This window comes from Thiocapsa sp. C2-2m, from assembly GCF_041903745.1.
GTDB classification, from domain to species: domain Bacteria; phylum Pseudomonadota; class Gammaproteobacteria; order Chromatiales; family Chromatiaceae; genus Thiocapsa; species Thiocapsa roseilacustris.
Genome location: NZ_JBBWVD010000044.1, coordinates 1 through 24,215, shown reverse-complemented (window position 1 = coordinate 24,215; position 24,215 = coordinate 1). Strand labels below are relative to the sequence as shown.

The following is a 24,215-nucleotide window of genomic DNA, read 5'->3' as shown; positions in this document are numbered from 1 at the left end:
CGCGGCACGGCCGCAAGGCGCGCCCGCGCCGCATCTCTCGACTCGAGGACCCGACCCATGATTCATTTGGGCAAGATCGACATGGCCGAAGTGACCCGCCTGACCCGCGAAGGCCGGCTCCAGGACGCCATGGCCATGCTGCGCGGCGCTCAGGTCGATGCGCCTGCGGCGCCCGGCGCGGTGCGCGATGCAGAGCCGACGCCGTCGGGAGGCACCTCGCGCGTGCACGACATGCAGCCGCCCGACCCGCACACCGGAGGCGCCTGGACTGCGCCTGAATCCGACGGCGATCCGGCGCCCGCGGAGCCTACCTCGGGGCATCGCAGCGGCGTTGCAGCACCTAAGATCCCCGAAGCCTTGCGCGGCGTGCTCGGTCGGATGAAACAACGGCTCGCGGGACGCATGCCCGGTCTAAGGACCGGATTCCCGATCGACCGCGCGCCGGTCGTGCTCCCGGACGGGGCGCAGTTCGAGGAACATCGCCACACCGCTTCCGCGGGCACCCTCGCCTACAAACTCTACATCCCGAGCGGCTACCGCGGGCAACCGCTGCCCCTGGTGCTGATGCTGCACGGATGCACCCAGTCGCCCGACGACTTTGCGGCCGGCACCCGCATGAACAGCCTGGCCGAGCAGGAGCTGTTCCTGGTCGCCTACCCGGAGCAATCCCTGTCGAGCAGCGCCATGAAATGCTGGAGCTGGTTCAGCCCCGAGGACCAGCAGCGCGGGCACGGCGAGCCTGCGCTGATCGCCGGCATCACCCGCGAGATCATCCGCGATTACGCGGTCGATCCCGATCGCGTCTACATCGCCGGACTCTCCGCCGGCGGTGCCGCCGCCGCGATCATGGGGGCCACCTACCCGGACCTCTACGCCGCGATCGGCGTGCACTCCGGGCTAGCTTACGGGGCCGCCGACGACATGCCGTCGGCACTCGCGGCGATGCTTCAGGGCGGATTGTCTCAGGACTCATCGGGCCATCGGCACCGCGGGCCGGACGGCAAGGCACCCTTGGTCCCGACCATCGTCTTCCACGGTGATCTCGATACCACCGTCAACCCGGTCAACGCCGATCAGGTCATCACCGGGACGCCGGGTGTCGCGCGTTTACGCAAAACGCTCGTTCAGGGCGAATCGGCCGGGGGAATCCGCTACACCCGCAGCCTCTACGCCGATCAGAACGGACGGGCGCAGCTGGAGCAGTGGATCCTGCACGGCACCGGCCACGCCTGGTCCGGCGGCAGCTCCGACGGCTCCTACACCGAGCCGCACGGACCCGACGCCAGCCGCGAGATGCTGCGGTTCTTCATGGAGCACCCCCGCACTGCCGCGCCTTGAGGGCCGTTTGCGCCGCGGTCATGGCGCAGAGGGCGGATCTCCGAATGCGCGGTAGGGGCGACTTAAGTCGCCCCTTACACCCACGGCGGCGGCTCCGCCGGCGAAGGCGTGACCTTCGTGGGCGCGGGTGCGGGTTCGGTTTGCGGCAATGGCGCCGGCGTGCCGGCCGCATCCTCGTCGCCGACGAGGCCGAAGATCGCATCCAACCGGGCGATCAGCTCGCGCAGTTGCAATGCGAGGATCGCAAGCTCGGCGTCCATGCGCGCTGCGGGCTCGAGGTCGCCGTCGTCGAGCTCGTTGAGCAGGGCATCTCCGACGCGCAGGCGTTTGAGCGACATGTCCTCGGCCAGGACGAAGTCGAGTCGCTCCTCCCAGTTCAGGGCCAGCTTCAAGACCTGCTTGCCGACACGCAGATGGGCGAGGATCTCCTCGCTGCCGAGATCCTGTCCGCGACAGCGGATCAGGCTCGCGGTGTCGCTGACATCGCGCAGCTCGCAGGCATCGCCGATCTGGAAATCGCTCGGCGCATCGCCGTTCAACAGCCAGCCGGTCATGACCTTGGGCGGCTCCATACGCGGTGCGGGGGGCCGGGCAGGAAGGGTCTCGATGGTCTCGCGCAACAGCGAGATCACGTCCTCGGCCTGCCGATCGCTCCCCGAGTCTACGACCAGCCAACCGGCCTCCGTGTCGACGTAGAGCAGCGTGCGACGCGACCGGGTGAAGGCCCGCGGGAGCATCTCGGCCATGATCTGCTCGCGCAGCCGGCGCCGCTCGGCGCGGCCCACGTCGCGAGACTCCGCCGTCTCCAGATCGTTGACGCGCTCATCCAACGCCTCGGCGACCGCTGCCGAGGGGAGCAGGCGTTCCTGCTTGCGCGAGCAGATCAGGAAGCATCCCGAGACCGCATGCACGAGCGCGGTCGAGCCATCGCCGAGCGGCGCCGCCCAGCCCATCGTCGCGGTTTCCAGCGGACCACAGGGCCGAAAGCGGCGCTCCTCGAGACGGGCCTCGAGCGTGTCGGCGTCCAGACCGAACGGGCGCGCCAATCGATACAGTCGTACATTCTTGAACATCTTCGACCCCGGTCAAAAAGGCCGGGATTATGACCGAGCCTCGCCGAACTGCAAGCGCCGGGTCGAGGTGTCGATGCGCCGGGACGCCGATCCGCGGGTCCAGTCGGGGCGATCGGCGCGAGAGAGCCTGAGGCGGGACGCGGTCGGACTCGGCTTGGATACCGACACGGAAACACGGATTCGCAACGCGCCCGGTATACTGTAGCGACGCTCGTCCCATCGCCAAGCTCGGAATCCAAGGTGGATGAACTCTCGCTACCCGGCCTCTTTCTCGCGCTCGTCCTGTTGCTCATGCTCTCGGCCTTCTTCTCCGGATCGGAGACGGCCCTGCTCACTATCAACCGCTACAAGCTCAAACACCTTGCGGACGGCGGCCACCGAGGCGCCCGCTTGGCCCGTGCACTGCTGGAACGACCCGACCGCCTGATCGGGCTCATCCTGCTCGGGAACAACTTCGTCAACATCATGGCCTCGTCTTTGGCGACCATCATCGCCTTGCGCCTCGGCGGGGAGGCGGCGATCGGCATCGCCGCGGGCCTTTTGACCTTGGTGATCTTGATCTTCGCGGAGGTGACGCCCAAGACCTACGCCACGCTGCATCCCGAGCGCCTGGCCTTTCCGGCGGCCTATATCTACAAGCCGTTGCTCAAGCTGCTCTATCCGATCGTCTGGTTCGTCAATCTCTTCACCAACGGGATACTGCGCCTGATGGGAATCACGCCGGAGGGCGCTCAGGGTACGGCGCTGAGCCGCGAGGAGCTGCGCACCGTGGTCAGCGAGGCGGGCGCCATGATCCCGGAGCGCAGCCGTTCCATGCTGCTCGGCATCCTGGATCTGGAGCGCGCCACGGTCGAAGACATCATGATTCCGCGCAACGAGGTGGAAGGGATCGACATCCAGGACAGCGAGGACGAGATCCTGCATGCGATCCGCAACTCCAGCTATACGCGCATGCCGCTGTTCGACGGCAGCATCGACAACGTCATCGGTGTCTTCCACGCAAAGCACGCCCTGCATGCGATGCTGGAGCAGGGCCTAGACAAGGAGCATCTGCGCGCCATCGCCCGCGAGCCCTACTACGTCCCCGAAGGCACGCCGCTCTATCAACAACTGCTCAATTTCCAGCGCGGTAAGCGGCGCGTCGCTCTGGTGGTCGATGAATACGGCGACTTTCTCGGACTCCTCACCCTGACCGATCTGCTCGAAGAGATCGTCGGTGAGTTTACAACCGACCCGGCCGACAGCATCCCGGAGATTCATCGCGGCGAAGACGGCAGCCTCTTGATCGACGGCAGCATCGGCGTGCGTGATCTGAACCGGGCGTTGCGCTGGACGCTTCCCACCGATGGACCCCGGACACTGAACGGACTGATCCTGGAATACCTCGAGACCATTCCGGAGCCCGGCACCAGTCTCAAGCTCCACGATCATGCGATCGAGATCCTGCAAACGGCCGACAACGGGGTGAAGACCGTCAAGGTCGTGACCCGCCCGGCCCGCAAGGGGCGGGCGCTCGTTTAAACCGCGCCGGCTCCAACGCTCGTCAAGGCTGCCGGGGCCGAGCCCATTCAAAAACATCGCATACCTCGCCAAGCGCGGTTTAATCGCCTCAGACCCCGTCGAGGGCCTCCGCGAGGGTCTTCACCGCCGTGATCTCCAGTCCCTCGACACCCTCCTTCGGGACATTTCCGACCGGCACGATGGCCCGACGGATACCGTGCTTGGCTGCCTCGCGCAGCCGATCCGGACCGTTGGGGACCGGGCGAACCTCGCCCGAGAGGCCGACCTCGCCGAAGACCGCGAGATCCAGCGGAAGCGGTCGGTCCCGGTAGCTCGACAGCACCGCCATAACGAGCGGAAGATCGACGGCGGTCTCCGTGATCCGCACCCCGCCGACCACGTTGACGAAGACATCCTGGTTGAACATGGCCACGCCGCCGTGACGATGCAACACCGCCAACAGCATCGACAGGCGGTTGCCGTCGAGTCCCAAGGCCACCCGGCGAGGATTGGCGAGCGGGCTTTCGTCCACGAGCGCCTGCACCTCGACCAAGAGGGGCCGGGTCCCTTCGCGGGTCACCATGATCAGACTGCCGGGGACCGCTTCGTCGTGGCGCGAGAGAAAGATCGCCGAGGGGTTCTTCACCTCGCGCAGCCCGCGGTCGCCCATCGCGAAAACGCCCAGCTCGTGCACCGCACCGAAGCGATTCTTCACCGAGCGCACCAAGCGGAAGGCACCGCCCGGCTCGCCCTCGAAATAGAGCACGGTGTCGACCATGTGCTCCAACACGCGCGGACCGGCGAGCGTGCCGTCCTTGGTCACATGGCCGACGAGAAAGACGACCGTGTCCTGCTGCTTGGCGAAACGGACCAATTGCGCCGCCGCCTCGCGCACTTGGGAGACCGAGCCGGGGGCCGATTGCAGCGTGTCTGTGTAGAGGGTCTGGATGGAGTCGACGACCATCACGCGCGGCCGCTCCTGCGACGCCGCCGCGAGGATCGCCTCGACATTCGTCTCGGCGAGCAGATGGATGCCCTCGCCCGCCAGCCCGAGCCGATGGGCGCGCAGCCCGATCTGCTGAGGCGACTCCTCGCCGCTGACGTAGAGCACCGGCATGTGGCGCGCCAGCGAGGCGCTCGCCTGCAGCAGGAGGGTCGACTTACCGATTCCCGGATCCCCGCCGATCAAGACCACCGAGCCCGTCACCAGACCGCCGCCCAGCACGCGATCCAGCTCGCCGATTCCGCTCTGGATGCGCACCCGATCTTCGGGACTGACCTCGGCCAAGCTCTCCACGCGCGGGGACTCGGCCGCACCTGCGTAACCGCCGCGCACGACGGGGCGCGCGATCTGCGCGGTCTCCACCATGCTGTTCCAGGCCCCGCAGTCCGGGCACTGACCCGCCCACTTCGGCTGACGCGCACCACAGGCGCTGCAGACATAACTGCTGCGGGTCTTAGGGTTGCTCATAAGGCAGGTCCGCTCCGTCCAATGAATGGGCCCCATTGTAGGCCGATTCGGCCGTCGAATCGGTTTGAGCCCGTTCGTCATCGCCACGCACGCTCGGTATAGAATCCGCGCAACCTCAACCCACTCGAGAACATCCCATGGCCGGGGCCAGCCTGCTCACCCTGCTCGACGATATCGCAACCGTCCTCGACGACATCTCGGTCATGACCAAGGTCGCCGCGCGCAAGACCGCCGGCGTGCTCGGAGACGACCTGGCGCTGAACGCCCAGCAGGTCCTCGGGATACGCGCCGAGCGCGAGCTGCCGGTGGTGTGGGCGGTGGCGCTCGGCTCGTTCAAGAACAAGCTGATCCTGATTCCGGCGGCGCTGCTCATCAGCGCCATTGCACCCTGGGCCATCACGCCGCTCCTGATGCTCGGCGGGGCCTTTCTCTGCTACGAGGGTTTCGAGAAGCTGGCCCACGCCTTTCTGCATGACGAGGAAAAGGACGAACGTCATGCGGAGCTGACCCGCACCCTGCTCGACCCACATGTCGACATGGCGACCTTCGAGAAAGACCGGATCCGGGGTGCGATCCGCACGGACTTCGTCCTCTCGGCGGAGATCATCGTCATCACCCTCGGGATCGTCGCCGGCGCCTCCTTCGGCGTGCAGGTCGCAGTCTTGGCGGGTGTAGGCATCTTGATGACAGTTGGCGTTTATGGACTGGTCGCGGGCATCGTCAAGATGGACGATGCCGGTTTCTACCTGCAGCAACGTACGGGCGAGGACCTCGGCACCCGATTCGCGCGACGCCTCGGCGCCCTGCTCCTCGCCGCCGCACCGCGCCTGATGCGCATCCTCGCGGTCGTCGGAACAGCCGCCATGTTCCTAGTCGGGGGCGGGATCCTGGTCCACGGGATCCCGGGAACACACGACATCCTGCATCTCCTGAGCCATGGCGCCGCCGCAGTTCCGACGATTGGACCGATCCTGGAGGCCCTGACCACGCCGTTTTTAAACGCGCTGGTCGGCGTACTCGCAGGCGCCCTCATCCTCGGTGTCGTCACCGCGGGCTCACGCGTCGCCGGCGTTTTCCGAGCCTAATGCGCCTTCCAGAGATGGTGATACCCGTAGGTTGGGCAAAGCGCAGCGTGCCCAACACACCGCCGGCATCGCGGACCGGCGTGCCGCATGGCATCACTGTTCCCGAATTCACCGAGGTGGACCCGGTCGACCGTCGACCGAAAACAAAGGCCCGACGAACACAGAGAGCAACGATCGATGCGTCCGAAACCCCCGATACGATCATGGTTCGTCGGATGCTGCAGTCTCTGCCTCCGCTGTACGATTCTCTGGGCGGTCATCTGGGCGATCCTCGGCACGGAGGCGATCGCGGCACAGGATGTCGAGGATGCGGATCTCGCCACACGGATGCAGAACGGCGGTGCGGTTCTGCTGCTGCGCCACGCCTACGCCCCGGGAACGGGCGATCCGCAGGGGTTTCGCATAGACGACTGCTCGACCCAGCGCAACCTGAATGATGCCGGGCGCGAGCAGGCGAGATTTATCGGGGCTTGGCTGCGGGCGCGCGGGATCGAGCATGCGCGGGTCTATTCGAGCGAATGGTGCCGCTGCTTGGAGACCGCCGAGCTGCTGGGGCTCGGACCGGTCACGCCGCTGCCGGCCCTCAACTCCTTCTACGAGCGCCGAGGGAATCGCGGGCCGAATCTGGCCGCACTCGAAGCGTTTCTGGAGGATCAACCTCTGAACGGCGAGCCCATCGTGCTGGTGACGCATCAGGTGACGGTCACAGCGCTCACCGGCATCTATCCCGCCTCGGGAGAAGCGGTGTTGATGCGACTTTCGGATCAGGACAGGGGCACGCTCGAGCCGGTCTGGCGGATGGACTTCGGTCCCTAAGGCGATTTCCGCAAACTTCCATACCCGTAGGTTGTGCTGACGATAGGAAGCACAACTTGCGCCGACGGTTGGTTGTGCCTCGCACGGCTCGGCACAACCTACGCCCTTGGAAGGAAGGTTTCCGGAGTTCGCCTAAACAAGACCGAACCGGGCACAGCAGAACGCAACGCCCCGTGAGCAATTCAAAAACAAACGAAACACGTCCGCGCCACGGGCGTCAGGCCGCAGCAGCCAGCCCGTCCGGCCCCAACCGTGCCTTCAGCTCCTTGATCCGTCTCGGGACGGACTCGGGGTGACTCTGCGCGCCCTTGAGCTGCTCGGCGAAGAGCTCGGTCTCGGCCCGACCGACCTGCGTGAGCAGACGACCGAAGATCACGTTGACCTCGCCGGCCTCCAGCTCGTTTGTCACCTTGAATGCCTCTTCCAAGCTCATCTCTGGGACGCGGTGCTCGACCTCGCGCAGTGCATTCAGCGATTCGCGCATCTCTTGGTCGCGCACGCTGGGCACGAAGTCCACCTCGCGGTTGACGGCGACCTGGTAGAGACAGGCGAGCATGAGCCGTCCGTGCTCCATCTCCTCGTCGCGCAGATCAAGGAAGAAACGGTGCACCTCGGGATTGGACTTGAAACGCTCGGCCATGGCCGCGTAGATGTGCGCTACGCGAAACTCGAATAGGGCCGAAAGCTTGTAGGCGTTGCCGATGGCTCCAGGCATGGGCACGCGCTGCGCCTGATACTTCTCGGCGATGCGCTGCAGCAGGGTCTTGTCCTTGCTCAGCAGCATCCCAACGAAGACGTCGAGCCCGAACAGTTGAACGATCTTGACGGGGTTCTTGAGGCAGAAGCCTCGGTCGATCACGGCTTGCATCTGGGATCTCCGGTCTCGGTTCCGATTCGCCCGCTCGGCGAGGTCTGTCCGGGTGTATCGACCCGCAGACAGCCGTCCGTATCGGACTGCGTTTTCCTCGAATCAGGATAGCCGATTCGCGTGCGGCGCATAGGCCGAATCAATCGCTGCCGTCGGCCCGGTCGCCATCGAGCCGCAGCGGTGCAGGCAGGCCATCCACCCGATAACGTCGATAATCCGTCAACACCAGCGCATGGTCGAACGCCAGCACCGCCGGAAGCGCATCCGGGCAGAACACCTGCAAGTCCCGCGCATCGTCCATCGCCCGCGGCTCGCCGCGCGCCTCGGCCACATAGACCGCGGTGACCGTATGGCCGCGCGGATCGCGGGCCGGATCCGAATAGATCCCGAGCAGGGCGCGCAGGGTCACCGCGAGCCCGGTCTCCTCGGCGGCCTCGCGGATCGCCGCGGTCTCCATGCGCTCGCCGACATCCACGAAGCCGCCGGGGATGGCCCATCCGTGCGGCGGATTAAGACGCTCGATCAGCACGAAAGGGCGGCCGGGTCGGTCGACCAGCTCGATGATGGCATCGGCGGCAAGCAACGGGGTGACTGGGACAGACATCGGGGTTTTTCCTTGGGTTCGGGGTTCGGGGTTCGGACACTGTAACGCGCGCCGGGAGATCAACCAACGACGGGGCCTGTCGGGGCAGGCCCGGGCGCCCCTCAATCGAATGGCCAACGCATCCACACCGGTCAAGATTCGACCATGGCCGAGATCGGCTACACCCGCCCGCGGCTTAGCCGATGTCCGCACAGCTTATCCACACGCGCAGACACAGGTCCCGGGGACAAGCGATGAAGAGGCCCGATCTCCCTGTTCGTCAACCCGACTGACGCGGATCAATGTCGGAAGACCACGCAGCCGCTAGGGTCCGATCCCCGACACTTCACGGAGATCCCGGTGAGCAACCCCTTCGACCTCGACGACGACAACACCTATCAACGCTGGAAGGAGCGCAAGCTCGCCGCGGCCCCGACCGCACTGACGGACCTCGTCGTCGAGATCGGCGATCCGCGCACCTTGAGCGATGCCGAGCATGCAGCCATCCTCGAGCGCTGCCGCCGGGCCAACATGGCTATCTATATCGGCACGAGCGGCGACGACCCGGACAAGGCGATCCCGATCACACTCGGCGCACGCTTCGGCCTGCACCGGCTCGATCACAACCGCGGGGCCGACGAGGATGCCGTGACCTCGCTCACCGTGCAGACCGACGCCGCGCACCGCCATTACATCCCCTACTCCAATCGTCCCATCGCCTGGCACACCGACGGCTACTACAACACGCCGGAGCAGCAGATTTATGGTCTGCTCCTGCACTGCGTACAGCCCGCCGAGACGGGCGGCGAGAACGCACTGCTCGATCACGAGATCGTCTACATCCTCGTGCGCGATTGCGATCCGGAGCATATCCGTACCCTGATGCATCCGGGCTGCATGATGATCCCCGCCAATGTCGTCGACGGCATCGAGCTCCGCCCGGAGCGGACGGGCCCCGTCTTCTCGATCCGACCGGACGGACGCCTGCACATGCGCTATACAGACCGCAACCGCAACATCCTCTGGCGCGACGATCCCTCGACCGACAGCGCCGTGACCTGCCTCAAGGCAATCCTGCGCACGCCATCGCCTTGGCACTTCACAGGCCACCTCGACTCCGGCTGGGGTCTGATCTCGAACAACGTGCTCCACACTCGCACCGGTTTTACCGACGGTCAGAAGCCACGCTTGCTGTATCGCGCACGCTATTACGACCGTCTCGCCGAAAGCTGATCGGCGCTAACGCGCTAAAGTCACTCCCGTTGACGCTTAGGCTGCGATGCTGCACGCTCCCTTATCCCCGATAAGACGCCGTAACGGGGCCATAAAAAACCTTGGGGTAACGACGATGGCGCAAACGGATCGGTCGCTCGGTGGCCTAAGCAGCGAGGAGCGCAAGAAGGTCCAGGAGTTGATGCAGAAGGACGCGAAAGCGGAGCGACGGGTCCGCGGCCCTTGGCTCTGGCTGACATCGCTGCTGGGTGCGACGATGGTCCTCATTTACTTCTATGGCGCCGGGGTTCAGGCGCTCGACACCCAATATCACCTGGGCATCTACGTCCTCATCACCTTTGTCCTGGTATTCCTGCTCTATCCGGCGGGCGGGCATTTCGCCGTCGGGGCCATGTCGGTCTGGACCGCCGCGATGCTCGCGGTCTTGGTCAGTTGTTTCTGGGTGTTCGAGTCCCCGACCGCGTTCTACAACCAGATCACGCTGTTTCGCGAGACCTGGGAATACGACGGCTTCGCCAAGGCATGGGCCGATGACTTCGGCGCCCTACGCACGACCCTGATCTTAGTCCTGCCCTTCGCCATCGTGCTCTTGCCGCTCGATCAATGGCTGTCACGACGCTTCCACCAAAGCCCCACCGCGAGCGATGTGCTGATGGCGGCGATCGTCGCCGGCACCGTGATCTACTGGATCAGCCAGTTCGAGGCGTTGAACTACCGCGCGGGCGCCGAGAATCAGGTCGACATGCTGGTGAGCATCATCGGCCTGCTCTTGTCGCTGGAGGTCTGCCGACGGGTCCTCGGCTGGTCGATCACGCTCATCGGGATCGGCATGATCGCCTTTGGATTGCTCGGACCTTATCTCCCTGAGCTGTTCGCGCATCGCGGCTTCCGCTTCGAGCGCCTGGCGACCTCGCTCTTTCTCACCACGAACGGCGTCTTCGGGGTGATGGCGAGCGTGCTCGCCACCTACGTCATCCTCTTCATCTTCTTCGGCGCCTTCCTGCAGAAGTCCGGTGCCGGCAAGTTCTTCATCGATCTGCCCTTGGCGCTGACCGGACGCTCGACCGGCGGACCCGCCAAGGTCGCGGTCGTCTCCTCGGCCCTGTTCGGCTCAGTCTCGGGCAGCGCGATCGCCAATACCGTGTCGTCCGGCGCCTTCACCATCCCGATGATGAAGCGCGCGGGCTTCAAGCCGCATGTCGCCGGGGCGATCGAGCCGGCAGCCTCCATCGGCGGTATGTTCCTGCCGCCAATCATGGGTGCGGGCGGCTTCCTGATGGCGGAGCTGACCGGGATACCCTACTCGCAGATCATGCTTCTGTCGGTCGGCCCGGCCCTGCTCTACTTCCTGTCGGTATTCTTTATGGTCCATTTCGAGGCCAAGAAGCATGGCCTGGTCGGCATCCCGGGCGAGACGATTCCGGACTGGAGACCCGTGCTCAAGAGCGGCTGGTTCTATGCGCTGCCCTTGGTGATCATCACGGCCTTGATGCTGATGGGACGCTCGCCCGGCAATGCCGCCTTCTGGGCGACCCTCTCGTGCATCCTGGTGAGCTGGGCACACCCGAGCACGCGGATGGGACCGCGCGCGATCTGGGAGGCGATCCAACTGGGTGCGCGCAATACCCTGATCATCGGCGCCACGCTGGGCGTGATCGGCATTATCGTCGGCGTCATCTCCCTGACCGGCATGGGGCTGAAGTTCTCCGATCTCGTCATCTCGATGGCCGGCGACAGCCTGTTCCTGGCGTTGGTTCTGATCGCGATCGCCTCCTTGGTGCTCGGCATGGGCGTGCCCGTGACCGCGGCCTATCTGATCGTCGCGGTGCTGGCCGTTCCGGCGCTCGGGCACTTTGGTGTGGCGGCCATCGCGGCGCACATGATCGTCTACTGGCTGTCGCAGGACTCGAACATCACCCCGCCCGTGTGCGTCGCGGCCTATGCGGGGGCGGCCATTGCGGGGTCGGACCCCTGGAAAACCGGGTGGACCGCGTTCCGATTCGCGAAGATGCTGTATGTGATGCCTCTCCTGTTCGCCTACGTGCCGGCGATCCTCCTGGACGGGACCACCTGGGAGATCTTCAGCGCCTTCGTCTCGGCGACCTTGGGAACGATCGCGTTCGGGGCATTCGCCATGGGTTTCCTGCGCCGCAAGACGACACTCGTCGAATGGGTGTTGTTGGGGGTCGCGACCTTCCTGCTGTATTGGCCGGGATTTGTCACGGACGCCGCCGGGCTGACCGTCGTTGCGCTGGTCTGGTGGCTGCAGCGCGACGCCGCAGCGACACCTTTGAGCCCCGCAGCAAGGATCTAGTGCAGCAGGGCAGATGTGTCGCGACCCGATCCGTTTTCTCCAACTGCAGGTGAGTCCCTATGGCCGAGATCAAGACCCTCCTCTTCGCAACCGATTTCTCGAAAGGCTCCGCGCGTGCATGCGATCTCGCACGCTCCTTGTCGAACACCTGCGGGGCTTCCCTGACACTCCTGCACGTCATCAACGAGTTTTCCGATCGCAATGCGCGCAAGCTGTCCGCAGAGGTCTACGAGAAGCTCGCGGCGGAGATCGAGAAACATGCCGTCGAGGACATGCAGGCGTTTCGTGACCGCTATTTCAAGGACATGCCGGTCACCACCGAGATCGCGGTCGGCAAGAGTCACGAGGAGATCATCCGACAGGCCAAGAAGATCGGTGCCGATCTCATCCTGATGGGCACCCAGGGGCGAGCAGGTCTCGAAAAGATGCTGATGGGATCGACAGCCGAGAAGGTGGTCCGCAGCTCGCCCATTCCCGTACTCACCGTCAGGGAGTAGGGAGTAAGGTTCCCACGGCCGCCACGGCACGCCGAAGCCGCACGCACCGATGCCCGGCAACCGGATGTGCGACGCATCCGGATCGGGTGTCGTGGCTTCTGCCCAAAGCCGAGACTTGGCCACCATCGGAGAAACATGGCGGAAATCGTCTCCGCCGATGCCCAAGCGACAGCCCGTCGCATCACCATGAGGAAATCAGAATGATCAAGAAGCAGAGGTTCAAGCTGACCCGCGTGGCCGGTCTCGCCGCCGCCGCGATGACGGCGGTCGTCCTTGCCGGCGCGCCGATCGCGAATGCCCAGGTGCAACGGCTGGCCTTTTCGGGCGGACCGGACGGCGGCACCTTCCAGTTCTTCTCCAACGGGATCGCGACCCTGTTGTCGCGCAACCTGGAAGGCGTGGATGTCTCGAACATGGCCTCGGCCGGATCGGTCGAGAACCTGCGTCGCGTCAACTCGCGCGATGCCGATTTCGGGATCGTTTACGCCGGTGACCTCTATCTCGGCATGCAGGGTCAATTGACCAACGACACCGCCCAATACCGCAACACGCGCGCGGCCTCCTTCCTCTACGGCGCACCGGCTCATCTCCTCGTCCTCGAGGGCTCGGGGATCACCGATGTCGCGCAGCTGGAAGGCAAGCAGGTCGCGGTCGGACCGGCCGGCTCCGGCGCCGCGGCATCCGCGCAACGCTTCTTCGAAAGCCTGGGCCTTTGGGACAAGATTCGCCCGCAGTTCATCGGCTACACCCAAGGCGCATCCGCCTTGGGCGACCGTCAGATCGACGCACTTTGGGTCTTCGCCGGCTTCCCGAATGCCTCCGTCATCCAAGCGGCGACCAGCAACAAGATCCGCCTGCTCCAGGTCTGGGAGGCTGCTCAAAAAGGCAGCCTGTCGCAGGACCATCCCTACTACGTCAAGGTCACCATACCGGCCGGGACCTATTCGGGCGTGGACTACGACGTCGTCACCATCTCAGACGGCGCCATCTGGGTCGCCGGCCGCCACATCTCCGATGATCTGATGTACCAGGCCATCAGCGAGATCTATTCCGAGGAGGGGCTGGCCTTTATGCACAGTGTCTCGCAGGCGGCGACGGCCATGACACTGGAAAGCGGGCTGGAAGGTGTCGTCACGCCGGTCCATGCGGGCGCCCAAAAGTTCTGGATCGAGCAGGGCAAGACCCTAACCGAAGCACAGAAATAGACTGGCGTCGCGGATTGCACCCGGGCGGCTCCGCGGAGCCGCCCCGAGGTGCAGCCACCCTGGGTCACGTGTCGGAGATAAGGTGAGCGGCGAACCTAATCGATGTCGTCGTCGATTACGGTTACGACAACGACAACGACAACGACAACGACAACGACAACGACAACGACAACGACAACGACAACAATGACACGGAAAGTGTGGCAAGGGTGTACTTTCGTCGAGGTGTTTTTACCTATTTTTGAACCCTTCCTAGGGGTTCCCTATAAACCATAGCAAGTGTATGGTTACGCGGCCTGAAGATGTCACGGCGCTCTCAAGTCGACTCGACCCGCACGCGGTCACACGCTAGGAGGTCGGATCGGCATCAAATCCTCGAAGACCATCACTGAAAGAGGTGCATCGCATGGAACTGACCAAGAACATCGGTGAGACAGACCGCAAGATTCGCTTCGGGGCCGGCGCCCTGATCATCCTCTGGGGTCTGTTCAACAGCAATTGGCTCGGCCTCGTCGGACTCGTCCTGATCGCCACCGCCTACGTACGCTCTTGCCCGGCCTACAGCCTCATGACGATGAGCACCGTCGAGAAAAAATAGGGGCTCCCCTCTTGCGCGCCGCGTTCCCGCGGCGCCGCGGCCCTCCCTCACTGATCCACCCACCAACCCAAGCCGATCAAGGCGGCAGGTTGTGCCGAGCCGTGCGAGGCACAACCAAACGTCGGCGGAGGTTATGCTTCCTATCGTCAGCACGACCTACGGGTATGGAATGCTCCGGAAATCGCCTTATCCGCCCACCAACCCGACCCAATCCAAGACCGAGGGCAGCAGCGCGGCGGTCAGAAAGGCCGACAGCGCCATCGCGAGACCCGAGAAGGCACCCATCGTCGGGCTGACCTGGAACGCACGCGCAGTGCCGATGCCGTGCGAGGTCACGCCCATGGCGACCCCTTTGACCGCATCGTCGCGAATCCGCAGCAGTCTCAGAACGCCCGTGCCGAAGACCGCGCCAACGATGCCGGTGCTCACCACCAGAACCGCCGTGAGCGACGGGATCCCGCCCAGCTTCTCCGAGACGCCCATCGCCACCGGCGCCGTGACCGACTTCGGGGCCAAAGACACCTGAGTTGCAATATCGGCGCCGAGCCAGGCCGCAAGCCCAATCGCACTCAAGCTCGCCGTCAACACCCCGACCAGCAGGGCCGCACCGATCGGCACGGCCAAGGCGCCGAGACGCTCGCGCTGTCGATACAGCGGGATGGCCAGCGCGACCGTCGCCGGCCCGAGCAGGAAATGGACGAACTGCGCCCCGTCGAAATAGACCGCGTAGGGCGTCCCGGTGAGCGTGAGGATCCCGATCAAGAGCGCGACCGCCACCGCGACCGGATTCAGGAGCGGGCTCCCGCGCCCGAGCCGGTAGAGCCGATCGGCCGCCAGATAGCACACCAATGTCGCCGACAGCCACAGCAGCGGCGAGGCCGAGAGATAGACCCAAATCTCGGTGAAGGGGGTGTCAGTCACCGGCGGCACCCCCTCGACGCCGGCGTACCGTCGCGAGGAGCCGCTGCACGCCGGCCATCGTCAATGCGGTGACCGCCAGCGTGACGAGTGTCCCGAGCAGCAATGCCGCGGCGATCGCCGGCCACTGACCCTGAAGACGCTCCCAGTGCAGCATGACGCCGACCCCGGCCGGGACGAACAGGAGCGAGAAATGCGCGAGCAGCGCATCGGCCGTGCGCCCGAGCGCCTCCGAGATCCCGCCGCGCAGAAATAGCCACCCCAGCAGGAGCAACATCCCGAGCACGGGCCCGGGGACCGGCAGCCCGGTCAGCAGGACAACGGTCTCGCCGGCGAGTTGGCACAGCAGGATCAAGGTCAGAGCGTGCAACATCGCCACAGCCTACATGAAAATCGCCGAACGAACGCGGCGAGTCGCCAGGTTCCATTTGTCCGGTACGGCCCCCACCATCTTGTCAAATGTTCGTTCAAGTCGACGTCCGTCAGCACGCCGTGTCACAGCACGGGGACCATTTAGGCAACATCATGGTAGAGAAACCCAAGCTCACTCAGGTCTTCACCAACAGCCATTACGCGACCAGCTTCGAGGCGGATTCCGACGACGAGGTCTACGACGCCCGTAAGGAATCGCTCGTCAAGAGCATGCTCGGCGAGATCGGCGAAGACCCTAATCGCGAGGGCCTGCGCCGCACCCCTTTGAGGGTCGCCAAGGCCATAGACTTCCTCACTAGCGGCTATTCGATGTCCGCCGAGGAGATCATCAAGAAGGCGCTCTTCGAGGAAGATGTCAAAGAGATGGTGGTCGTACGCGATATCGAGTTCTACTCAATGTGCGAGCACCACATGCTGCCCTTTTTCGGTCATGCGCATGTCGGCTATTTGCCCAACGGCAAGGTCGTCGGCCTGAGCAAGATCGCCCGCGTGGTCGACGTCTTCGCACGCCGCCTGCAGGTCCAGGAACGCCTGACCAGTCAGGTCGCCGACTCCCTTATGGAGCACCTCGGCGCGCACGGCGTCGCCGTCGTGATGGAAGCCAGTCACACCTGCATGATGATGCGCGGCGTGCAGAAGCAACGCAGCTCGACCGTCTCCAGCGCCATGCGCGGCACCTTCGAGACCGATCCGCGCACGCGCTCCGAGTTTATGTCCTTTATCAAGGGATGATGGCCAGACGCGGTCCAAGGCGACAACAGGCGCTTCACCCTATGGGTTCGTTGTCGGGGAACCGATCAGGCGATTTCCGGAAGATTCCAGACCCGTAGGTTGTGCTGACGATAGGAAGCACAACGGCCGCCGACGGCTGCTCGGATCAATCGGATGGATCGCGGAGCGACCCGAGCATACGCCGCGAAAGCACGGTGTCGGGCAGAGCGGCGTGCGCGTCGCGGATCATGCGCTCGGTGGTCGGCCAGTCGACACAGGCATCCGTCACCGAGCAGCCGTAGCGCAATTGTTCGAGGTCCGCGGGGATCGATTGCTGTCCGGCCTCGATGAAGCTCTCCACCATCAGGCCAACGATCGATCGGCTTCCGCCGGAGATCTGATTCACGCAATCGTGCATCACCAGCGGCTGAAGCTCCGGTCGCTTGAAGCTGTTGGCATGCGAGCAGTCGATGACGATGTTCGCGGGGAGTCCAGCCTTGATTAGCGCCTCCTCGGCCATCGCGACGCTGACGGTGTCGTAGTTCGGACGATTTCCTCCGCCGCGCAGCACCAGATGCGCGTAGCGGTTTCCGCGGGTTCGGACGACACTGGTCAAGCCTTGGGCGTTGATGCCCAAAAAGCTGTGCGGCTGGGCCGCCGAGAGGATCGCATTGATCGCGGTGTCGACCGAGCCGTCCGTGCCGTTCTTGAAGCCGACCGGAGTCGACAGCCCGGAAGACATCTCCCGATGGGTCTGCGATTCCGAAGTCCGCGCGCCGATGGCCGTCCAACAGATCAGATCCCACAGGTATTGAGGGGCGATGGAATCGAGCGCTTCGGTCGCGGTGGGTAAACCCAGCTCGGTGACCTCGAGCAGGAATCGTCGCGCCTTCTCCATACCCTCGGCGATGCTGAAGGTGTCGTCCAGGTTCGGATCGTTGATGTAGCCCTTCCATCCGGTGGTGGTGCGCGGCTTCTGGAAATAGACCCGCATCACCAACACCAATCGATCCGAGACCGCATCGGCCAAGACCTTGAGCAGCCGGGCGTAATCCAAGCCGGCGACCGGGTCATGGATCGAGCAAGGCCCGACGACAACAAAGATCCGAGGATCACGCCGATCCAAGATCGCCTGCAGGGTCTCGCGACCTGCGAGCACGGTCGCCGATGCCGCATTGGAGATCGGCACGGCTTGATGGATCGCCAGCGGCGAGGGCATCGGATCGAAGCCGCTGACGTTGAGGTTTTCCGTTTTCTGCACGCTCACCGATCTCCTTCAAGGTGTCGCCGCCGCTGGCATAGGGAGCCGCAATCGCCTCGTTCCGGTCCGTTCAAAGCGCGGCTTATTTCGCTACCGGCTTGGCCGACGGCTGGCACTAAGGGCGGGGTCGCGAGGTCGCAATGTCGCGCACTCAGCTCACATGATGCAAATGGCAAGACCCGGTTGCCCGAGATCCAGCCGTCACCCCGGATAAAAGTCCGATGAAAGAATCTGCTCGATCGTCCATGGGTAGTCCTCTGGAAACAAATCGAGGCCAGTCTCGTCGATCGCCTTCGCGGTTGCATCCGCCCAGACCCCCTCTTGCCAATTTGGATCGGCGAGCGCGGTCTTAAGGCTTGGCGTCTCTCGCAAGTGCGCGGCGATACTCCGGCGTTGCTCCTTGATCGTCCGCTGCCAACTGGAGCCGCGGCGGCCGGGTTGGAACTGCCACTTGAGCAAGTGAACCAAGAGAACCACCACCCGGCTTGCCAGTTCTCGCCGCTCGCTTTTGCCCACGTCCTCGATCTCCTCGGCGATTCGCGCGATATCAAGGTCGGAAAATCTGCCGGCCCTCAGTAGCGCCGCCTGCTCGTTGGCCCAGGCAATGATATCGGTTTCATAAGGCGTACCCACGGCATCACGCTCCACGATGATTTCCTACTGTCGGTCGGTGCGCCGGGGCCGGTGACAGCTGGGCCCCGGCTCCGGACACTGGAGTGACGTCGGTTGGAGTCCGCAATCGCGCGGACAGCCGACGCTCCCCCTACGTACGAGTGACATCTACTGCCCCTGGGACTCAACCATCAACACAGCCAATCCAGCTTCCACCGATAAACATCCAGGCAAGACCTTGTATCTAACGCCCGCGGTCGGCTCATGACAAACGATAGCCTACGCCGCGCACGCTACGTAGCGGCAGTTGCCGCCCGGTGAGTTGGAGCACCCGGCGACGCAACCGGCTGATGATGACCTCGATGCGGTGTTTGTGCAGGTCGTCCGGCAACATGCCCAAGGCGGCGGCCAGCCCGACGGTTGGGCAGGTATCGTCCGGGTGTTCGAGCAAGGCTTCCAACAAGCGCTCATCATCTCGCGACAGCGGAACCCGGATCTCCTCCGGCCCCATCAGAACGCCGGCTTTCGGGTCGATCAGCCAGTGGCTGCCGATGTCCTGCTCCGGTGTGCGATTCGTTTCCGTGCCGTACAGACGATGTCCCAGGTTGTTGAGGATCGCGGAGAGCTCCAGGGGATCGATGGGTTTGACCAGATAGGCGTCGGCACCTGCTTCGAGCCCGGCGATGCGTTCATGGTGCAGTCTGCGGGCGGTGAAGAAGACAATACCGACGGCCATCTCGTGCGCGCGCAGATCCCGGCAGGCCGAGAGTCCATCCTCTCCCTCCAGACCGATGTCGAGCACCAACAGGGTTCTTGGGCCCACGGCCAGGTACCGGTAGCATGCCTCCACGCTGTCGAACGCCTGGATGTCGAACCCGAGGTGTTCGAGTTGGAATGCGAGCTCCTGACGGAGAACCGGTTCGTCCTCGACGATGGCAACGGTGTAGGAGGACTTGGGCATGGTGGAACGCGCTTGAACGACAATCTGATCTGGAGCATCGGTCTGGTCGATGTTCACACTCTAGCCTTGGGGGGCCGGTCTGGGCAAACTGGTGTTCCTGTCCCTGGCCTTGATCTATGGCCGTTCGGTGGCGAGCACTGATCGAACACTGCGCGTCTGGCAAGGATTGCGCGAGGCCCTGGAAGACGTCTCCCTGGCGGAAGCGGAACAGCGTCAGCTCCTGTCGCTGGACTCGCACGAATTTCGCACCCCGGCGGCGATCATACAGAGCTCGCTCGATTCGCTAAAGTTCCTTGCTGCCGAGATCACTCCCGCTGTCGCGGCGCGGCACGACAACATGTACCGGGCAACTCAGCGGTTGATCCCTCTGGCCAACGCGCTCATTACGCAGGATCGGCTGCGCGACCTCAGCTTCGAGCTGATGCGACGGGAGGTCGACCTTGTGGCGGTGACCGGCGAAATCGTCGGACGCTACACGCAGCCGCTGCGCTGGGACCCGCCGCCCGCGCCTGTTCCGGCCAGCGTTGACCCGGAGCTGATCGCCATCGCGCTCTATAACCTGGTCGATAACGCGCTGCACCATAGCCCCGCCGGACAGCCACCGGAGATTCGCTTACGCCAGACATCCGACGGCGTGGAATGGCAGGTTGCCAACCAGGGCCCCGGCGTGCCGGACGCGGACAAGCAAGCCCTGTTCGAACGCTCCTACCGCAGGGATACCGGACTCGGCAGCGGTCTGGGGCTCTCCATCATGCCCCGGATTGCCCGCCTGCATGGTGGAGAGGCCAGTATTCAAGACCACTCGCCGCACGGCGCCTGCTTTGTCATCCACCTGCCCGGAACCGGGCAGTCCGCCTAAACCGCGCCCGGTGCGATAGGCGTCATGTGTTGAGTGGCTTGGATGCGCCAGCTCCGACGATTATCGGAGCTGGCGCGGTTTAAGGAGATTTCCGAGAATAAGCCAACCAACTGCGCATGCCCGGAAGACCTATAGGTCTTCCGGGCATACAAGGGGCAAATGAATTCGCCCCACGCTGGGAGATCCTTTCCAGGAAATCACCAAGAAGATTTCCGCAAACTTCCATACCCGTAGGTTGTGCTGACGATAGGAAGCACAACTTGCGCAGACGGTTGGTTGTGCCTCGCACGGCTCGGCAAAACCTACGCCCTTGGCATGAAGGTTTCCGGAATTCGCCTAAGCCCACCAACCATCCGGGTTCAACCTCGCTTGACCATTGCTCTCAAAGTGAGAGTTTTTGAGAGCCACGACGGCCTCGTTTAGGACTAGCCTGAGACCTGCTTTCGGCGCGACCACGATTTTTTAGAACGGCGGCCATCTGCTCTTCTACGAGGAGCCTGAGAAATTCAATCGGTTCGTCAAGGACTTTGCGTTGAGCATCACCTGAATGGCGCACTCACTGCGCGGGACGGCATGATTGCTCATGAGCAGGATGTATCGTTGGCGGCTCGCATGATTCGCGGGCAGGTGTCGGTTGCGTCTTGAGCCGCTCAGGCGTGTTCTGTTCGTACGGCAGGGCCATCATAAAGGTCCCGGCGGTGGTCGAGGCTGAGAGACAGCCGTGTCAGTGCGAGGCATGACCAAAACGACACCAGGGCAACCGATGCGGCGCACGCTCGTATCAGCGACCCTGCTGCTGCTCGCCTCCATCGTGCTCATCGCCGGCATCGAGCACTATGACGCCCTGCATCGGGAACGCCAGTTGGCCAGGGACTTGAGCCAGCAGCTTGAGCCTTTTCAGCGGGCGTTGCAGGCCGGGATTGATGCCCTGATCGCCGAAAATCGCCGGCTGGCCGAGCAGATCGCAGCGGACCCCAACCTGGCCGAGCCCGCGCTTGAGGCCATCGCCGGGGAGATCCTGGCGGCGCGCTATGGTGGCGAGGAGTTTGCCCTGATTGCCGCCGACACCCTGCCCGCCGCGGCGCTGCGGATGGCCTAAAGCATTCGCGCCGGGATCGAGGCGCTGGGCCTGTCGCACCCAGGTGCGGCAGGCGGACTGGTCACCGTCAGCATCGGTGTTGCCCTGACCAGCGAGCATGCCCCGGCCAATCCCAACGCCCTGGTCGGTCTGGCGGACGCCGCCCTCTACCGCGCCAAAGCCGCCGGCCGCAACCGGGTCGAGATGGCCTAGGGCGAGATGGCCGTGTCGGCAATCGCGTGAGCCGGATCGACAACGGGATGATTTTGACCGGATACTGCGACCCACGGGCCTTGTACCCACAGGCCGCGTCCGCGACGGCAACGCCATCGAACGCATGAGCCTAGGTGTCGAGAGGGTGCGTTGGACAAAGCCCAGCGGGCCGAGAGCAGAGGAGAACGAGAGCATGACAGCGGCGCAGCGCAACCGCCGGCCCGACACCCGGACCGCCTCGTCCGGATCGGCTATACCGCAAAGCCGTGCCGGGTCAGTCGGCGGGAGTCCGACTCGATCCCGAGTGTCCGAAGGCAGTGTCGGGCCATCGCGCGCTCGGCCTGCACCGCCTTCGAGCGACCCGCGACCGGCTAAGGGGCTGCCCCGAATCCCGCCCGCGTCGTAACCATTGCCAACCCGAGGTCGTCATGCGTCTCTCCCACCGTCTGATTCTGGCCCTGCTGATCGTCCTGGTGGACACCGCCGCCTTCGCAGTCCCGCTTGCCGCAATGCTGCTCGCATACATTCTCCTCGCGCGACCCGCCTGGTTCCGGGACTGGGTGGATCGGCTGTATCGCGGGGTTCCTCGGTAGCGGGTCCAGAACGAGGCAGGCCGGATGGCGCCACCCGGTCGGCTGGTGTTCCAGAGCGATTCGCCCCCTGCCGATGGCCAGACTTGGACGAAACCGGACGCCTCGCGGTCCTGGGTCGGATCGTCACCCCCGGCCGAGCAATCGCCCACGAGACGCCCCGCTGGCCGCGGGAGCATCGCGAGTAGTCAGCCAGGTCGTCCGTCCCGCGCCCTCGATCGCGATCTCGACAGGGGCAACGCTCGCCGGGGTCATCGGCCCTGGGAGGCTCGCCCGTGCCCGGTTCGTTCGCGCGATCCATCCGCCCGTATCTTCACCCGGAGGCCCCCGATGAGCTGGAAGACCGCCTACCGCTCCTTCTACTACGAGCACGCACCCGAACCGCCGGATCTGCTTCTGAATCCGGCGGAGACGGCGATGCTGAGCATTGACGTACAGAACATCTATCTGGAGGTCGCGGAGGATCCGGCGGAAGCTGCGCGCTGGTTCCCTTTCCAGCGGCGCATGCGCGAGATCGTCATCCCGACCACCCAGGCGTTGCAGGATGCCTTCCGCGCGAACGGCATGGACGTGATCCATGCGCGTATCGCCTGTTTGCTGGAGGACGGGCGGGATCGCTCGCTCAGCCAGAAGAAGCCGGGCTGGAACGCGCTGCTCCTGCCGAAGGACAATGCGGCGAGCCAACTGGTCCCCGAGCTGGCGCCGCACCCCGGCGAGATCGTGGTGACCAAGACCACCGACAGCGCCTTGACCGGCACCAATCTGCGCCTGATCCTCGCCAACCTGGGTATCCGCAATCTGGTGTTGACCGGGATCTTTACCGATCAATGCGTCTCCTCCACGGTGCGCAGCCTGGCCGATGAGAGCTTCAACGTGGTCGTGGTCGAGGATTGCTGCGCCGCAGGCACCGACGCGCTGCACCGACGCGAGCTGGAGATCATCAATATGATCTACTGCCAGGTACTCACCAGCGTGGAGCTGCGGGAAATCATGGGGCTTTGAGGGGGACCATCATGAACCCGGCACGAACCCTGTTGAAAAGGCCGCGGCTCAATCCTGACCCGGCATACGAGCGGACCCGGCAGCCTTACGGCGGATCCCCGGCGCAGCGTTCCATCCGCAACCGAGGAACACCGACTGCCTCTATCGCAACGCGCACGGTGATCGATCCGACGGCGTCGCGTACACGTTCGTGATGGCGGCGGTGACTTCGCATTGGATTCCCCGGTTCCGGAGATCGCAAGGCGATCGAGCGCACCCCAAAACCCCGGGGCCCCACATCACCGACGGCCAGGCGCGAACCCGTGTTGTCGGTCACTTTATTCCACGGGAATTCCTCAGAGTAATCCGCGCTGACCCTACCGGATTCGTCCACCGCTTTTGCGGCTGCCGGTGGTCCATCTGGTCTTGGTTCGGTTCAGGCGACCCTAACGGCAGCAATCGGCCCTGACCGGTCACCCAGCGCCCGAAAGGCGGTGACTCTTCGATCCCGATACCGGTCACCCGCCGTCCGGCGACCGACGGACCAGTCACGACCCATTACGGCCACCGAGCGCCGACTGCTTCGACGTCTGGAACGGACCGCAAACCGGACGCTGGGTGCTCTCGGCAAAGACAGCTTTGGCCGGGGCAGCGATCCGCTCGCGCCTAGCTTTAGCGATGCGCAAACTTCCGACGTCTGACCTGCAAGTATTGTCGGATCCGGCCCGCAGGCCCTGACGACATCGGACCTTACTGACCCACATTCGTCCGACAACAGACCATAGTCACCGCCGATCATGCTGGCCTTGTGCTGACAAACGCCTGGATCGTGGCGTAGGTCATTCCCTATGACTTTGTGATATAACACTAAGTATGACATCGAACCGGAGCACAAGTGCACGTGAGGATCTTCAAGAACGCTTGGTTCGAGCGCTTCGCGCGCAAGCAGAAGATCCGGGACGGGATGTTGCGCGAAGCCGTCCTTCGAGCGGAGCAGGGTCTCATTGATGCCGATCTC

General features: G+C 64.3%; 25 protein-coding genes. 16 read left to right on the top strand and 9 right to left on the bottom strand.

Annotated features, from left to right (window positions below; all coding sequences use genetic code 11):
- Nucleotides 1–57: 57 nt before the first annotated feature.
- The gene (locus tag AADX97_RS24825) at nucleotides 58–1,338 is read left to right on the top strand and encodes a PHB depolymerase family esterase (protein WP_374236769.1); all 1,281 of its coding nucleotides are present in this window, start codon (nucleotides 58–60) and stop codon (nucleotides 1,336–1,338) included.
- 74 nt (nucleotides 1,339–1,412) lie between these two features.
- Here AADX97_RS24825 and AADX97_RS24820 read toward each other — a convergent pair whose 3' ends face one another.
- Nucleotides 1,413–2,411 carry a recombination-associated protein RdgC gene (locus AADX97_RS24820; RefSeq protein WP_374236770.1) on the bottom strand — a complete coding sequence of 333 codons (999 nt, stop codon included), beginning with the start codon at nucleotides 2,409–2,411 and terminating at the stop codon, nucleotides 1,413–1,415.
- Nucleotides 2,412–2,651: 240 nt separating this feature from the next.
- On the opposite strand from AADX97_RS24820, the gene AADX97_RS24815 reads away from it, so the two are divergent.
- Nucleotides 2,652–3,932 carry an HlyC/CorC family transporter gene (locus tag AADX97_RS24815; protein ID WP_374236771.1) on the top strand — a complete coding sequence of 427 codons (1,281 nt, stop codon included), beginning with the start codon at nucleotides 2,652–2,654 and terminating at the stop codon, nucleotides 3,930–3,932.
- Nucleotides 3,933–4,020: 88 nt separating this feature from the next.
- On the opposite strand, the gene radA is transcribed toward AADX97_RS24815, so the two are convergent.
- Nucleotides 4,021–5,382, bottom strand: coding sequence for a DNA repair protein RadA (gene radA / locus AADX97_RS24810; protein ID WP_374236772.1), 1,362 nt, complete (start codon nucleotides 5,380–5,382; stop codon nucleotides 4,021–4,023).
- A 137-nt stretch (nucleotides 5,383–5,519) separates the two neighbouring features.
- Between radA and AADX97_RS24805 the strand changes: the two genes are divergently transcribed.
- Nucleotides 5,520–6,467: a DUF808 domain-containing protein gene (locus AADX97_RS24805; protein WP_374236773.1), complete on the top strand. Its 948-nt coding sequence runs from the start codon at nucleotides 5,520–5,522 to the stop codon at nucleotides 6,465–6,467.
- A 177-nt stretch (nucleotides 6,468–6,644) separates the two neighbouring features.
- Nucleotides 6,645–7,283, top strand: a complete 639-nt coding sequence (locus tag AADX97_RS24800; protein WP_374236774.1) for a histidine phosphatase family protein — start codon at nucleotides 6,645–6,647, stop codon at nucleotides 7,281–7,283.
- Between the two features lie 217 nt (nucleotides 7,284–7,500).
- Here the strand turns inward: AADX97_RS24800 and AADX97_RS24795 are convergent, their stop codons facing one another.
- Together AADX97_RS24795 and AADX97_RS24790 are read right to left on the bottom strand one after the other, a co-directional pair.
- On the bottom strand, nucleotides 7,501–8,151 hold the full coding sequence (locus AADX97_RS24795) for a hypothetical protein (protein WP_374236775.1): 651 nt from the start codon (nucleotides 8,149–8,151) through the stop codon (nucleotides 7,501–7,503).
- A gap of 139 nt (nucleotides 8,152–8,290) precedes the next feature.
- On the bottom strand, nucleotides 8,291–8,755 hold the full coding sequence (locus AADX97_RS24790; RefSeq protein ID WP_374236777.1) for an NUDIX domain-containing protein: 465 nt from the start codon (nucleotides 8,753–8,755) through the stop codon (nucleotides 8,291–8,293).
- Nucleotides 8,756–9,094: 339 nt separating this feature from the next.
- On the opposite strand from AADX97_RS24790, the gene AADX97_RS24785 reads away from it, so the two are divergent.
- The 5 genes from AADX97_RS24785 to AADX97_RS24765 all read left to right on the top strand — a co-directional run bounded on the left by AADX97_RS24785 (nucleotide 9,095) and on the right by AADX97_RS24765 (nucleotide 14,581).
- On the top strand, nucleotides 9,095–9,967 hold the full coding sequence (locus AADX97_RS24785; protein ID WP_374236778.1) for a TauD/TfdA family dioxygenase: 873 nt from the start codon (nucleotides 9,095–9,097) through the stop codon (nucleotides 9,965–9,967).
- Nucleotides 9,968–10,082: 115 nt separating this feature from the next.
- Nucleotides 10,083–12,281, top strand: a complete 2,199-nt coding sequence (locus AADX97_RS24780) for a TRAP transporter permease (RefSeq protein ID WP_374236779.1) — start codon at nucleotides 10,083–10,085, stop codon at nucleotides 12,279–12,281.
- 59 nt (nucleotides 12,282–12,340) lie between these two features.
- Nucleotides 12,341–12,778 carry a universal stress protein gene (locus tag AADX97_RS24775; protein WP_374236780.1) on the top strand — a complete coding sequence of 146 codons (438 nt, stop codon included), beginning with the start codon at nucleotides 12,341–12,343 and terminating at the stop codon, nucleotides 12,776–12,778.
- A gap of 200 nt (nucleotides 12,779–12,978) precedes the next feature.
- Nucleotides 12,979–13,983, top strand: coding sequence for a TAXI family TRAP transporter solute-binding subunit (locus AADX97_RS24770; protein ID WP_374236781.1), 1,005 nt, complete (start codon nucleotides 12,979–12,981; stop codon nucleotides 13,981–13,983).
- A 406-nt stretch (nucleotides 13,984–14,389) separates the two neighbouring features.
- Complete coding sequence (locus tag AADX97_RS24765) at nucleotides 14,390–14,581, top strand: DUF2892 domain-containing protein (RefSeq protein ID WP_374236782.1); 192 nt, start codon at nucleotides 14,390–14,392, stop codon at nucleotides 14,579–14,581.
- A 186-nt stretch (nucleotides 14,582–14,767) separates the two neighbouring features.
- Here AADX97_RS24765 and AADX97_RS24760 read toward each other — a convergent pair whose 3' ends face one another.
- Nucleotides 14,768–15,502 (bottom strand): LrgB family protein, encoded by a 735-nt coding sequence (locus AADX97_RS24760; RefSeq protein ID WP_374236783.1) that lies wholly within the window; start codon nucleotides 15,500–15,502, stop codon nucleotides 14,768–14,770.
- Nucleotides 15,495–15,872 (bottom strand): CidA/LrgA family protein, encoded by a 378-nt coding sequence (locus AADX97_RS24755; RefSeq protein ID WP_374236784.1) that lies wholly within the window; start codon nucleotides 15,870–15,872, stop codon nucleotides 15,495–15,497. Before AADX97_RS24755 ends, AADX97_RS24760 begins: the two co-directional genes overlap by 8 nt.
- A 152-nt stretch (nucleotides 15,873–16,024) precedes the next feature.
- On the opposite strand from AADX97_RS24755, the gene folE reads away from it, so the two are divergent.
- Complete coding sequence (gene folE / locus AADX97_RS24750) at nucleotides 16,025–16,663, top strand: GTP cyclohydrolase I FolE (protein WP_374236785.1); 639 nt, start codon at nucleotides 16,025–16,027, stop codon at nucleotides 16,661–16,663.
- Nucleotides 16,664–16,808: 145 nt separating this feature from the next.
- Here the strand turns inward: folE and AADX97_RS24745 are convergent, their stop codons facing one another.
- From AADX97_RS24745 to AADX97_RS24735, 3 genes are all read right to left on the bottom strand, one after another.
- Nucleotides 16,809–17,909: a 3-deoxy-7-phosphoheptulonate synthase gene (locus tag AADX97_RS24745; protein ID WP_374236786.1), complete on the bottom strand. Its 1,101-nt coding sequence runs from the start codon at nucleotides 17,907–17,909 to the stop codon at nucleotides 16,809–16,811.
- Nucleotides 17,910–18,104: 195 nt separating this feature from the next.
- Nucleotides 18,105–18,536 (bottom strand): DUF29 domain-containing protein, encoded by a 432-nt coding sequence (locus AADX97_RS24740; RefSeq protein ID WP_374236792.1) that lies wholly within the window; start codon nucleotides 18,534–18,536, stop codon nucleotides 18,105–18,107.
- Nucleotides 18,537–18,777: 241 nt separating this feature from the next.
- Entirely contained in the window at nucleotides 18,778–19,476 is a 699-nt protein-coding gene (locus AADX97_RS24735; protein ID WP_374236787.1) for a response regulator transcription factor, read from the bottom strand.
- 91 nt (nucleotides 19,477–19,567) lie between these two features.
- On the opposite strand from AADX97_RS24735, the gene AADX97_RS24730 reads away from it, so the two are divergent.
- From AADX97_RS24730 to AADX97_RS24705, 6 genes are all read left to right on the top strand, one after another.
- Nucleotides 19,568–20,335: a sensor histidine kinase gene (locus tag AADX97_RS24730; RefSeq protein ID WP_374236788.1), complete on the top strand. Its 768-nt coding sequence runs from the start codon at nucleotides 19,568–19,570 to the stop codon at nucleotides 20,333–20,335.
- A 736-nt stretch (nucleotides 20,336–21,071) separates the two neighbouring features.
- Nucleotides 21,072–21,434 (top strand): hypothetical protein, encoded by a 363-nt coding sequence (locus AADX97_RS24725; protein WP_374236789.1) that lies wholly within the window; start codon nucleotides 21,072–21,074, stop codon nucleotides 21,432–21,434.
- A 3-nt stretch (nucleotides 21,435–21,437) separates the two neighbouring features.
- Nucleotides 21,438–21,626, top strand: coding sequence for a diguanylate cyclase (locus AADX97_RS24720; RefSeq protein ID WP_374239057.1), 189 nt, complete (start codon nucleotides 21,438–21,440; stop codon nucleotides 21,624–21,626).
- Between the two features lie 428 nt (nucleotides 21,627–22,054).
- Entirely contained in the window at nucleotides 22,055–22,219 is a 165-nt protein-coding gene (locus AADX97_RS24715) for a hypothetical protein (protein WP_374236790.1), read from the top strand.
- A gap of 327 nt (nucleotides 22,220–22,546) precedes the next feature.
- The gene (locus AADX97_RS24710) at nucleotides 22,547–23,218 is read left to right on the top strand and encodes a cysteine hydrolase family protein (RefSeq protein ID WP_374236791.1); all 672 of its coding nucleotides are present in this window, start codon (nucleotides 22,547–22,549) and stop codon (nucleotides 23,216–23,218) included.
- 874 nt (nucleotides 23,219–24,092) lie between these two features.
- Nucleotides 24,093–24,215, top strand: a 123-nt coding sequence (locus AADX97_RS24705) for a type II toxin-antitoxin system RelE/ParE family toxin (protein WP_374239332.1), incomplete at its 3' end; no start/stop codon positions are given.

What these genes read in the sequence shown, in the direction of transcription:
- AADX97_RS24825 (WP_374236769.1), top strand. Translation starts at nt 58, where the DNA reads ATGATTCATTTGGGCAAGATCGACATGGCCGAAGTGACCCGCCTGACC.
- AADX97_RS24820 (WP_374236770.1), bottom strand. Translation starts at nt 2,411, where the DNA reads ATGTTCAAGAATGTACGACTGTATCGATTGGCGCGCCCGTTCGGTCTG.
- radA (WP_374236772.1), bottom strand. Translation starts at nt 5,382, where the DNA reads ATGAGCAACCCTAAGACCCGCAGCAGTTATGTCTGCAGCGCCTGTGGT.
- AADX97_RS24805 (WP_374236773.1), top strand. Translation starts at nt 5,520, where the DNA reads ATGGCCGGGGCCAGCCTGCTCACCCTGCTCGACGATATCGCAACCGTC.
- AADX97_RS24800 (WP_374236774.1), top strand. Translation starts at nt 6,645, where the DNA reads ATGCGTCCGAAACCCCCGATACGATCATGGTTCGTCGGATGCTGCAGT.
- AADX97_RS24795 (WP_374236775.1), bottom strand. Translation starts at nt 8,151, where the DNA reads ATGCAAGCCGTGATCGACCGAGGCTTCTGCCTCAAGAACCCCGTCAAG.
- AADX97_RS24790 (WP_374236777.1), bottom strand. Translation starts at nt 8,755, where the DNA reads ATGTCTGTCCCAGTCACCCCGTTGCTTGCCGCCGATGCCATCATCGAG.
- AADX97_RS24780 (WP_374236779.1), top strand. Translation starts at nt 10,083, where the DNA reads ATGGCGCAAACGGATCGGTCGCTCGGTGGCCTAAGCAGCGAGGAGCGC.
- AADX97_RS24775 (WP_374236780.1), top strand. Translation starts at nt 12,341, where the DNA reads ATGGCCGAGATCAAGACCCTCCTCTTCGCAACCGATTTCTCGAAAGGC.
- AADX97_RS24770 (WP_374236781.1), top strand. Translation starts at nt 12,979, where the DNA reads ATGATCAAGAAGCAGAGGTTCAAGCTGACCCGCGTGGCCGGTCTCGCC.
- AADX97_RS24765 (WP_374236782.1), top strand. Translation starts at nt 14,390, where the DNA reads ATGGAACTGACCAAGAACATCGGTGAGACAGACCGCAAGATTCGCTTC.
- AADX97_RS24755 (WP_374236784.1), bottom strand. Translation starts at nt 15,872, where the DNA reads ATGTTGCACGCTCTGACCTTGATCCTGCTGTGCCAACTCGCCGGCGAG.
- folE (WP_374236785.1), top strand. Translation starts at nt 16,025, where the DNA reads ATGGTAGAGAAACCCAAGCTCACTCAGGTCTTCACCAACAGCCATTAC.
- AADX97_RS24735 (WP_374236787.1), bottom strand. Translation starts at nt 19,476, where the DNA reads ATGCCCAAGTCCTCCTACACCGTTGCCATCGTCGAGGACGAACCGGTT.
- AADX97_RS24725 (WP_374236789.1), top strand. Translation starts at nt 21,072, where the DNA reads ATGACCAAAACGACACCAGGGCAACCGATGCGGCGCACGCTCGTATCA.
- AADX97_RS24715 (WP_374236790.1), top strand. Translation starts at nt 22,055, where the DNA reads ATGCGTCTCTCCCACCGTCTGATTCTGGCCCTGCTGATCGTCCTGGTG.
- AADX97_RS24710 (WP_374236791.1), top strand. Translation starts at nt 22,547, where the DNA reads ATGAGCTGGAAGACCGCCTACCGCTCCTTCTACTACGAGCACGCACCC.